This is a genomic window from Staphylococcus sp. OJ82, assembly GCF_000294465.1.
Taxonomy (GTDB): domain Bacteria; phylum Bacillota; class Bacilli; order Staphylococcales; family Staphylococcaceae; genus Staphylococcus; species Staphylococcus equorum.
In genome coordinates this window covers 1-9,041 of record NZ_ALPU01000016.1, presented here as the reverse complement: position 1 = coordinate 9,041, position 9,041 = coordinate 1, and the positions used below count along the sequence as shown (strand labels likewise).

Here is a 9,041-nt window from a genome sequence, read left to right as displayed (position 1 = left end):
CGAATCATTGAGTACATCTGAATCGTTGAGCGAGAGCGAATCATTAAGTACATCTGAGTCATTAAGCGAAAGCGAATCATTGAGTACATCTGAATCGTTGAGCGAGAGCGAATCAATGACTTCATTTGATCCAAATAATTCATTAGATTCTACAAACACATTAGAATCAGCAAATGATTCAGATTCTGAGAATGAAGCGAACCAAAATGAAAAAGATAAAGACAAAGATTCAGAGTTACCAAATACAGGTGACGATACAACGAAAAACGGATTGTTAGCGGGTATTCTTGGACTAGGTGGTTTGGCACTACTGAGAAGACGTCGTAAAAAAGAAACTGATAATAATTAATAACATTTGATTTGAATATCAATACAAAATACAGCTGAGGGTATTCTCCTTGGCTTATTTTGTTATAATAAGTTAATAAATATTTCTATAGTTATAGGAAGTGTAATATATGAGTGAAAAAGAAGAATTAGATCAAATAAATAGACAAATTGAAGAAGAATTAAATGAATATGATGCTGAAAAAGATCAACAAAAAGTAAAAAAAGAATTTCTGACACTTAAGTTTTTTGCTATGTTTATCATATTGTCGTTGATGATTTTAAGTATAGTAAAATTGTTTGTTTAATAAGTAAATTTGTGATTTTAACTTTAGTTACTGAGGTGTAATACATGACGATATATAACATGAACTATGGCATTGGATGGGCGAGTAGTGGTGTAGAGTATGCCCAACTATACAGAGCTCAAGCTTTAAGAGGAAGAGAAGAAACATTAAAGTTCGTGTTTTTAGAATTTATAAAAACTGAAAATATACAAACTTTAACAAAAAATTTAGGGTTTAATGATGATGAAGTGATATGGTTATACCAATTTTTCACAGATATAAAAATAGCACCTTCAAGTGTTAAATTAGATGATATTATTCAATCACTCAATGACGACATCACTAAAACAAAAGATGAAGTAAAAATCAAAAAATATTTCTTTAATAAAAATAGTAACTATATCGTGTGTCATTTGAAAGACGAAGATAGTGATATTGTTGATAGAGTAGAATATGTATCAAGAGGGAAATTACTACGCAAAGATTATTATTCCTATGTACGTGTCTTTTCAGAGTATTACGCACCTGAAGATAATATGGCTAAATTATATATGAGAGTCTTTTACAATGAAGACGGTTCTACAGCATATAATGAATATGTAAATGGTGATGATAGTATGTTTGTCTTTAAAGATAGAATATTATATTCCAAACAAAATTTTATTGCATATTTTATGGAAAAACTTCAGTTGTCGCAGAAAGATATGATTTTATTAGATCGCTCAAAAGATATTAGTCAAGTTATGATAGAAAATAAAAATCAAGCTAAATTAGGTGTAGTAATTCATGCAGAACATTATAATGCATCGACAACGAACGACGATTATATACTTTGGAATAATCATTATGAATATGTATTCACTAATGCGCAGGAAATAGATTTCTTTATCACAGCAACGGAAATTCAAAATAAACTGCTGACAGAACAATTTGAAAAGTATAATCATATCATGCCTAAAATATATACAATACCTGTAGGCAATTTAACAACTTTAACACAACCTTTAAATAGAAAACCTTATTCTATTATTACTGCTTCAAGATTAGCAGCTGAAAAACGTGTAGATTGGTTAGTTAAAGCAGTCGCAATTGCGAAACAACAAAGACCTGAAATAACATTTGATATATATGGAGAAGGTGCTCAAAAGCAGACATTGCATAACCTTATTCGTGAAAATAATGCAGAAAGTTATATCACTTTACATGGCCATGTAAATTTAAATCAAGTATATAAGAATTATGAATTGTTTCTATCAGGATCAACGAGTGAAGGCTTTGGATTAACATTGATGGAAGCGATTGGTTCAGGATTAGGGCTTATTGGTTTTGATGTTAATTATGGAAATCCGACTTTTATTGAGGACAAAGAAAATGGCTATCTCATACCTATTAAATTAAATGTAGAGTCAGAGTCAGAAATAGTAGGAAAAATTGCTGAAGCTATAATTCGATTTTTTGAAAATGATACAAATGATTTCCATGAGGCATCTTATAAAGTTGCTGAACAATTTACACAAGATGCTGTAAAAATCCAATGGAATAATTTAATTGAAGAGGTGCTTTATGATTAATTTATTTGAAGCTTTCGATAAACAAACAATAGTCCTTTATAATTCATTTAAATTTTCTGGTATGAATAGACAAACAATCGTTATTGAAGCAGATGGCTTTCTTCCTGATGATGTTAAAACCCCATATGAATTCTTTGCAGAAAATGAAAATTTGCCAGTTAAACCATTATTTTTTAACCAAGTTAAAACACCGAAATTCTGGTTGATTGAAGGCAATAATAACGATGCTGTAATTAAAGATACAGGAGATATTAAAGCGAGAATTATTTATAAAAAGAATTATAAACATAGAATCGTAGAACGTATCGAGTGGTTAAATAAACAAGGGCATACGCAGTATATTGATTATTATAATAAATACGGATACAGTTATGCACAAGTAGTATTAGATCCTAATACCCATAAAAGAATATTAAAACGTTACTATAACGCTAAAGGTGAAGTGTTTATGGTTGAGAATTTCATCACAAATGATGTTATTTTGAATTGGCAAGGCAAAGAATACTTCTTCCATTCGAAAATACAATTTGTTAATTTCTATATCCAAGTTGCAGGGTTAGAATCAGAACAATTTTTAATCAACTCATTTTCAGTACCAGCCGCAGTGATGAATGGTTTAAGCGAGCCTAGCAATGATTATTTTTATTGGCAAGGTGATATTACGAGCTATATTATTCGTCATATGGAAAATATACTATCTAAAGAACGTAGATCATTCAGTATTATTGTGCCGAGCGATGAAGCCTATGAACAACTTAAATCATCCATTAGTGATAAATGGAAAAATAGAATATATAAATCTGGATATGTATATAAATTCCTGAAGTCTAATCATCATTCTAACCAAGTGCTAACACTAACAAATTCTGACCAAATACCGCATTTAGAACAAATTGTACAAGCACATCCACATTTAGATTTTCATATTGCAGCTATGACTGAAATGTCTAAGATATTAATGAACTTGAATAAATATACCAATGCTAAATTATATCCAAATGCTAAAAAGACTGAATTTAAAGCACTTTATAAAAAATGCGATATCTATTTAGATATTAATAAAGGCAACGAAATATTAGATGCAGTTAGGGCAGCTTTTGACTACAAACTATTAATTTTAGGTTATGATGCCACTGCGCACAATAAGGTAGTAACAGCACCAAATCATTTATTCGATGTAGAGGATCCTGAATTACTAATCAATGCGCTAAATGAAGTTACACAACACAAAGACATATTCGATAATTACTTAGAATTACAATTAAAACAAGCCAACGCTATCGATAAAACAGTATTTATCGAATCAGTAAATTAAGCGTCTTTTCCTTATATTTTTAATTTACATAATCGATGATTATCAGAATATATATCAAAAAGAGACTCCTTTTTTCAATAAGGAGTCTCTTAATCGTTTCAAAATCAAATTCTGTCTAAATAAGGAAAATTATAAATTTCTCTCTTTTACTTATCAATAATATCTTCAAAATGTTTTTTATCTGGCTGTAATGTTAAACCTAAGTATTTTCTTTCCCGATTTGCTTCTTTATAAAATGACACCATCATTAATATAATAACGATACTAAATGGAAACGCAGATATAATGGCTGCCGATTGGAGTGCCTCTAAACTAGTATTTCCACCTGCTAATAATAATATATAAGAAATAGTAGATAAAGCTACGCCCCATATAATTTTCACAAAACCTGAAGGATTTAAATTGCCAAATGAAGTTTGCATACCCAAAACAAAAGTAGCAGAATCGGCAGAAGTAATAAAGAAAGAAGCTATTAAAGCCAAAGCAATAATAGATAAAATGAAACCAAACGGCAATTCGTTAAAAATACCGAACAATTGAGTTTCGGGTGGCATTTTAAATATACTACTATTTACTTTTCCTATTTCAATACCTGTTGTACCAAAAGCACTAAACCAAATAATACTAACTGTAATAGGTACACTTAAAACCGCAATTAAAAATTCTCTAATACTACGTCCTTTTGATATTCTAGCAATGAATACACCTACAAATGGACTCCAACTCATCCACCATCCTAAATAATAGAGCATCCAAGAATCTAACCACATAGATTTTTGTTGATTTAATGGAGCAACATCCAAGCTATTAATAATTAAATTATTTAAATAATCTCCTGTTGAACTGGTCATAATATTTAAAATGAGGATTGTAGGCCCAACAATAAGAATAACAATTAATAAAATAGCTGCAAAAACCATATTTAGATTACTTAAGTATTGTATACCTTTGCTTAAACCTGTCCAAGCACTAAACAAAAATAATACTGTTATAACAACGATAATTATACCTTGTACAATTATATTATTAGGAACTCCAAATAAATAATTTAAACCACCATTTAATTGTATTGCACCTATTCCTAATGACACTGCCACTCCAATAACAGTAGCAAATACAGCTAATACATCGACAACAACTCCTAAAGGTCCTTCTACTTTATTCCCTAATAAAGGTCTTAGAGTTCTTGAAATTAATCCGTTTTCTCCTTTTCTAAATTGAGAATATGCAAGAACCAATGCTACAATGCCATATATTGACCATGTATGAAAACCATAGTCCATAAATGTAGATTTAAAAGCTTCTGCCATAGCTTCTTGTGTTTCTGGTTTTGCATTTGGTGGAGAGAGGTAATGTGATATTGGCTCAGAGGAACCATAAAATACTAAACCAATACCCATACCGGCACTAAATAACATTGTTAACCAAGAAATTGTTTTAAATTCTGGTTCATCTTCTGGTTTTCCTAACTTTAATTTTCCTATTGGGCTAAATATTAAGAAAATAGAAAAAGCTATGATGACCGCATATAGCAACATATAATACCAACCAAATGTATTTGTCACCCAAGCTGATATAGCATTGGTAATTTCTCCAAATTGTTTAGGAAAGAATGTACCTAACAATACAAGTATTCCAATGATACTGGCGGAATATATAAAAACATTGGAAACTTTGTTTTTTTTACTCATCACGTTAATAACTCCTAACTATAAAAAACAGATGTTTAGAATCATAGCACAATAAAAAGATTATTCAATAGTGAATCTGAAATATATTAATTCAAGGAATATATTTGAATAATTTGAATATGGAAATAAGCATATATATTCAGGATATATACATAAGTAATGGGCATCTAAATAATAATTAATAGGAGAGTGGTGTAAATGTTCAAAAATATATTATTATCCTATGATTTCGAAAATGATTTTAGTGCTATCCCTGACTATTTAGAAAAAGCCATCGGTGAAGATTCTGTTGTTGTAATTTATCACGTTGTAACAGAAAATGATTTTGCAATTAGTGTCAAATATTATAATAAGCAAAAAAAAGATATTCAATATAAAATAGATGTAGCTTTTGGGCACACTCTAATCATATAATAATTTAGAAACACTATATTAAAAGGTTAGTTTATTTGAAAGTAACTTTTAAAAGGCATACTATTAAATTAACTAAAACAAGGAGGTTTTATCAATGAAAGCAGCAGTTTGGTATGGTCAAAAGGATGTACGAGTTGAAGATCGAAAATCTAAAGAGTTACAAGATAATGAGGTTAAAGTTAAAGTGTCTTGGGCTGGCATTTGTGGTACAGATTTACATGAATACTTAGAAGGCCCTATATTTATTTCAACAGACAAACCTGACCCGTTCCTTGGCCAAAAAGCGCCCGTTACATTAGGCCACGAATTTGCAGGTGTAGTAGATGATATTGGTTCTAAGGTTACAAAATTTAATAAAGGCGATCGTGTTGTCATTAATCCTACAGTTTCAAATCGTGAAAAAGAAGAAAATATTGATCTTTATGATGGTTATTCATTTATAGGCTTAGGTTCTGATGGTGGATTTGCAGAATTTACAAACGCCCCAGAAGAGAATGTTTATAAATTACCAGATAATGTTTCTGATAAAGAAGGCGCCCTTGTAGAACCGACGGCTGTTGCAGTTCAAGCAATTAAAGAAGGAGAAGTTCTATTTGGCGATACTGTTGCTATTTTTGGTGCAGGGCCAATCGGTTTATTAACAACTATAGCAGCCAAAGCAGCTGGTGCTAGCAAAATATTTGTTTTCGATTTATCGGAAGAACGACTTAATAAAGCTAAATCAGTAGGTGCTACTCATACGATAAATTCTGGTGAATCAAACCCAAGTGATATTATTAGTAAATACACTGATAATGGCGTTGATGTAGCATTTGAGGTAGCTGGTGTAGCGCCAACACTTAAATCTGCAATAGATGTTACTAAAGCAAGAGGTATTGTTGTTATAGTTTCTATATTCGGCCATCCTATTGAATGGAATCCAATGCAATTAACGAATACAGGTGTAAAACTTACTTCGACGATTGCTTATACACCTACTACATTTCAACAAACAATAGACTTAATTAACGAAGGTAATTTAAAAGTAAAAGACGTCGTTACTGATGAAATTGAGTTAAATGATATTGTAGAGTCAGGATTTGAACAACTTGTAAACGATAAATCACAAGCAAAAATTCTCGTTAAATTATAATATAGGTTATAAAAACTAATGAAAGGAGAATCTTCAAATTAGAGATTCTCCTTTCATTAGTTTTCTTCCTGTGATTATTTGTTTTTACTACTTCATTTTTATTATTCTATATACAGTAGAACGACTCACTCCTGTTTGTTTAGCAATCTCTTCGCCTGTAAGTTTTTGTTCATCGTATAGAAATTTAATTTCTCTTTTCTTATGGTCAGGCAATGAAGGTCTGCCGCCTTTTCGCCCTCTTGCTCGTGCTGCTTCTAATCCTTTTTTTGTTCGTTCACTTAATAAGTTAGCTTCAAGTTCAGCGAATGCACTCATCATGGTAAAGAACATCTTGCCCATCGCATCTTTAGTCGATACGTTCATATCTATAATATGTAAATCAATGCTGTTTTCATCTAACCATTGTGATAACTCAATTAATTGTTTCGTTGTACGTCCAAGACGATCTAGTTTATAAATCACTAGAATATCTCCCTCACGTAAATAATCTAAGCATTTATCAAGTTCTGTTCTATTCGTTTTACGGCCACTCGCTTTCTCGCTAAAGATACGTTCACAACCATATTCCTCAAGTGTATCAATCTGTCCATCAAGACTTTGATCTTGTGTTGATACACGTGCATAACCAATTTTAGCCATTTGAATACCACCTCTTTTAATCGTTTTATGGGTACTTATTAACGAAATCTAATTCTCGATGCAAATAAACGCGTCTCTCATCGTCTAAAAACTCATGATTTTTGATATTTATGATACATTGATTATAGCACAAGTTTATAGACTTAAATATCCAAGAAAAACCTCCTAATTTATAGTTAAGAGGTTTTGTGTCAAAAACGAAAATATGTGCAAATTCATTTCTTTCTTGCTTTAACTAATATAAATGGAGGGAACTGTTTTAACGTATTAATACGATCTTCATCATAATATTTAAATACTTCTTCTGATTGTCCAAGGTCCTTAACATATTCAATTTCAAAGCCACTATTTATTAAACTATTGAAAATAGTTTCAATCGTATGATGGTATTTGAAAACGTCTTTTCCTATCCAGTTAGCAGAACGAATAGATTCATCAAAGTAACGTTCCATTCGCAAATAAACTCCATTTTCATCTTCTTTTTTAACTTCTGAATCCATAGTAGCTGTTTGGATTGGATGCTCCATAGTAAATACAAGGGTTCCTTCACTTTTTAGTAATTGGTATAATTTTTGACAACATTTTTCAAAGTCTTCTATGTAATGAAATACTAGTGAAGACACTATGACATCAAAGGTTTCATCTATATTAAGTGTCATAAAATCCTCATGGTATAATGTCACAGGTTTATCTTTAAATTTCTTACGACTTTCATCTATCATGTTTTTTGATTGTTCGATACCTGTTATATGGTTTGGATTATACGTTAACATGTAGGTTATAAGATTTCCCATTCCACACCCCACATCAAGTATTTTCGTTCCAAATAAGTCAGGCATTAAGCGTTTCATTTCAGGCATTTCCACTACCTCATTATAACTTAAATGGCTATTCCTCTTATTCTTATACCCTTCAAAAAATTCTGAGTCATCATAAATATTATTCATAAAATATCCCCCTTTTTATTTTTGAAAGCAATAAGAAGATAAATATATTAATGAGATTACATAGTATTTATCCTCTACTATCTTTAATTCTGTATACAGTTTGTCTGGTAATATCTACTTCTTTTGCAATTTTACTAATCGAAACGCCTTGTTCTAGCATTTCTACAACTCGATGATATACCAGTCGTTTCTGAGAGTCTTTAGCATTGGGAGAATAAAGTACAGGTCTGCCTTTATAAACCCCTTTTTCTTTAGCTACTTTAATACCCTGTGCTTGCCTACGCTTACTTTCATTTCTTTCTTGCTCTGAAATCATTGCTAAAATTTGAATGATTAAATCTTTCATGAACTTATCTAATAATGGGTTACCAATTGCTTCATTCATCATAGGCAAGCTTGTAATCATTAATTGAACTTCTTTTTCTTTTAAATAGTTCACCGTTTGAATAATCTCGTCATAATTTCTTCCTAGACGGTCAATCGATTCAACGATTAAACGATCTCCCATTCTTACAAAGTTCAATGTTTCTATAAAAATAGGTCTATCTTCAATCGATTTACCTGATTGTTTTTCTGTGAATATTTTTTCAGCACCAAATGCTTCTAAATTTTCAATCTGTCTATCTAAATTCTGATCAATGGTTGATACTCGTGCATAACCAACTATCATTTTCAACACCCTTTCTCATACACCCTAATCATACATTTAGAAACTGTA

At 30.8% G+C, this 9,041-nt stretch carries 9 protein-coding genes and 1 pseudogene; 6 read left to right on the top strand and 4 right to left on the bottom strand.

Translation table 11 applies throughout. The features are described 5' to 3' along the window. The 4 genes from SOJ_RS13530 to gtfB form a co-directional block, all read left to right on the top strand. A partial coding sequence (locus tag SOJ_RS13530) for an LPXTG cell wall anchor domain-containing protein (protein ID WP_037539676.1) occupies positions 1-349 on the top strand: 349 nt, incomplete at its 5' end. A gap of 109 nt (positions 350-458) precedes the next feature. Continuing rightward, entirely contained in the window at positions 459-635 is a 177-nt protein-coding gene (locus tag SOJ_RS14600) for a hypothetical protein (RefSeq protein WP_002508695.1), read from the top strand. Between the two features lie 44 nt (positions 636-679). Beyond that, the gene (gene gtfA, locus SOJ_RS13525) at positions 680-2,185 is read left to right on the top strand and encodes an accessory Sec system glycosyltransferase GtfA (protein ID WP_002508694.1); all 1,506 of its coding nucleotides are present in this window, start codon (positions 680-682) and stop codon (positions 2,183-2,185) included. After that, positions 2,178-3,500 (top strand): accessory Sec system glycosylation chaperone GtfB, encoded by a 1,323-nt coding sequence (gtfB, locus tag SOJ_RS13520; protein ID WP_002508693.1) that lies wholly within the window; start codon positions 2,178-2,180, stop codon positions 3,498-3,500. The genes gtfA and gtfB overlap by 8 nt, the downstream gene beginning before the upstream one ends. Positions 3,501-3,646: 146 nt before the next feature. Here gtfB and SOJ_RS13515 read toward each other — a convergent pair whose 3' ends face one another. Next, positions 3,647-5,191 (bottom strand): BCCT family transporter, encoded by a 1,545-nt coding sequence (locus SOJ_RS13515; RefSeq protein WP_002508692.1) that lies wholly within the window; start codon positions 5,189-5,191, stop codon positions 3,647-3,649. 198 nt (positions 5,192-5,389) lie between these two features. Between SOJ_RS13515 and SOJ_RS13510 the strand changes: the two are divergent. Continuing rightward, positions 5,390-5,590 (top strand): annotated as a pseudogene (locus tag SOJ_RS13510) (hypothetical protein); the annotation flags it as partial. A gap of 109 nt (positions 5,591-5,699) precedes the next feature. Then, on the top strand, positions 5,700-6,737 hold the full coding sequence (locus SOJ_RS13505; RefSeq protein WP_002508690.1) for a 2,3-butanediol dehydrogenase: 1,038 nt from the start codon (positions 5,700-5,702) through the stop codon (positions 6,735-6,737). 87 nt (positions 6,738-6,824) lie between these two features. Here the strand turns inward: SOJ_RS13505 and SOJ_RS13500 are convergent, their stop codons facing one another. From SOJ_RS13500 to SOJ_RS13490, 3 genes are all read right to left on the bottom strand, one after another. After that, a complete protein-coding gene (locus tag SOJ_RS13500) occupies positions 6,825-7,376 on the bottom strand; it encodes a recombinase family protein (protein WP_002508689.1) in 552 nt (183 codons plus the stop codon). A gap of 215 nt (positions 7,377-7,591) precedes the next feature. After that, positions 7,592-8,323 carry a class I SAM-dependent methyltransferase gene (locus tag SOJ_RS13495; protein ID WP_002508688.1) on the bottom strand — a complete coding sequence of 244 codons (732 nt, stop codon included), beginning with the start codon at positions 8,321-8,323 and terminating at the stop codon, positions 7,592-7,594. A 67-nt stretch (positions 8,324-8,390) separates the two neighbouring features. After that, entirely contained in the window at positions 8,391-8,993 is a 603-nt protein-coding gene (locus tag SOJ_RS13490) for a recombinase family protein (RefSeq protein ID WP_002508687.1), read from the bottom strand. Positions 8,994-9,041 lie beyond the last annotated feature (48 nt).

What these genes read in the sequence shown, in the direction of transcription:
- SOJ_RS14600 (WP_002508695.1), top strand. Translation starts at nt 459, where the DNA reads ATGAGTGAAAAAGAAGAATTAGATCAAATAAATAGACAAATTGAAGAA.
- gtfA (WP_002508694.1), top strand. Translation starts at nt 680, where the DNA reads ATGACGATATATAACATGAACTATGGCATTGGATGGGCGAGTAGTGGT.
- gtfB (WP_002508693.1), top strand. Translation starts at nt 2,178, where the DNA reads ATGATTAATTTATTTGAAGCTTTCGATAAACAAACAATAGTCCTTTAT.
- SOJ_RS13515 (WP_002508692.1), bottom strand. Translation starts at nt 5,191, where the DNA reads ATGAGTAAAAAAAACAAAGTTTCCAATGTTTTTATATATTCCGCCAGT.
- SOJ_RS13505 (WP_002508690.1), top strand. Translation starts at nt 5,700, where the DNA reads ATGAAAGCAGCAGTTTGGTATGGTCAAAAGGATGTACGAGTTGAAGAT.
- SOJ_RS13500 (WP_002508689.1), bottom strand. Translation starts at nt 7,376, where the DNA reads ATGGCTAAAATTGGTTATGCACGTGTATCAACACAAGATCAAAGTCTT.
- SOJ_RS13495 (WP_002508688.1), bottom strand. Translation starts at nt 8,323, where the DNA reads ATGAATAATATTTATGATGACTCAGAATTTTTTGAAGGGTATAAGAAT.
- SOJ_RS13490 (WP_002508687.1), bottom strand. Translation starts at nt 8,993, where the DNA reads ATGATAGTTGGTTATGCACGAGTATCAACCATTGATCAGAATTTAGAT.